Here is a 1582-nt window from a genome sequence, read left to right on the forward strand (position 1 = left end):
CGCTATTGATCGTTTCCTTAGAAAGGAGGTGATCCAGCCGCACCTTCCGATACGGCTACCTTGTTACGACTTCACCCCAATCATTTGTCCCACCTTCGGCGGCTGGGTCCATAAAGGTTCCCACACCGACTTCGGGTGTTACAAACTCTCGTGGTGTGACGGGCGGTGTGTACAAGGCCCGGGAACGGATTCACCGCGGCATGCTGATCCGCGATTACTAGCAATTCCGGCTTCATGCAGGCGAGTTGCAGCCTGCAATCCGAACTGGGGGCGGCTTTATGGGATTGGCTTGACCTTGCGGTTTCGCTGCCCTTTGTACCGCCCATTGTAGCACGTGTGTAGCCCAGATCATAAGGGGCATGATGATTTGACGTCATCCCCACCTTCCTCCGGTTTGTCACCGGCAGTCACCTTAGAGTGCCCAACTTAATGCTGGCAACTAAGATCAAGGGTTGCGCTCGTTGCGGGACTTAACCCAACATCTCACGACACGAGCTGACGACAACCATGCACCACCTGTCACTCTGTCCCCCGAAGGGGAACGGCCTATCTCTAGACTTGTCAGAGGATGTCAAGACCTGGTAAGGTTCTTCGCGTTGCTTCGAATTAAACCACATGCTCCACTGCTTGTGCGGGCCCCCGTCAATTCCTTTGAGTTTCAACCTTGCGGTCGTACTCCCCAGGCGGAATGCTTAATGTGTTAACTTCAGCACTAAGGGGTTGGACCCCCCTAACACCTAGCATTCATCGTTTACGGCATGGACTACCAGGGTATCTAATCCTGTTTGCTCCCCATGCTTTCGCACCTCAGCGTCAGTAACAGACCAGAGAGCCGCCTTCGCCACTGGTATTCCTCCACATCTCTACGCATTTCACCGCTACACGTGGAATTCTACTCTCCTCTTCTGCACTCAAGCTCCCCAGTTTCCAATGACCTTTTGCGGTTGAGCCGCAAGATTTCACATCAGACTTAAGAAGCCGCCTGCGCGCGCTTTACGCCCAATAATTCCGGACAACGCTTGCCACCTACGTATTACCGCGGCTGCTGGCACGTAGTTAGCCGTGGCTTTCTGGCCGGATACCGTCACAGCACCAGCATTTCCTCTGGCACTCGTTCTTCTCCGGCAACAGAGCTTTACGATCCGAAAACCTTCTTCGCTCACGCGGCGTTGCTCCATCAGACTTTCGTCCATTGTGGAAGATTCCCTACTGCTGCCTCCCGTAGGAGTTTGGGCCGTGTCTCAGTCCCAATGTGGCCGATCACCCTCTCAGGTCGGCTATGCATCGCGGTCTTGGTGGGCCGTTACCCCGCCAACTAACTAATGCACCGCGGGCCCATCTGTAAGTGATGGCCGAAACCATCTTTCAACCTCGCACCATGCGGTGCGAGGGATTATCCGGTATTAGCTCCGGTTTCCCGAAGTTATCCCCGTCTTACAGGCAGGTTGCCCACGTGTTACTCACCCATCCGCCGCTCACGTCCGGGAGCAAGCTCCCTTCTGTGCGCTCGACTTGCATGTATTAGGCACGCCGCCAGCGTTCGTCCTGAGCCAGGATCAAACTCTCCAAAAAGTTTATCATT

General features: G+C 54.8%; 1 rRNA gene. It reads right to left on the reverse strand.

The features are described from left to right. Positions 1-21: 21 nt before the first annotated feature. Positions 22-1572, reverse strand: a 16S ribosomal RNA gene (locus tag SIN01_RS14665). Positions 1573-1582: the final 10 nt, after the last annotated feature.

The organism is Sporolactobacillus inulinus (genome assembly GCF_006539285.1).
Classification (GTDB): Bacteria; Bacillota; Bacilli; order Bacillales; family Sporolactobacillaceae; genus Sporolactobacillus; species Sporolactobacillus inulinus.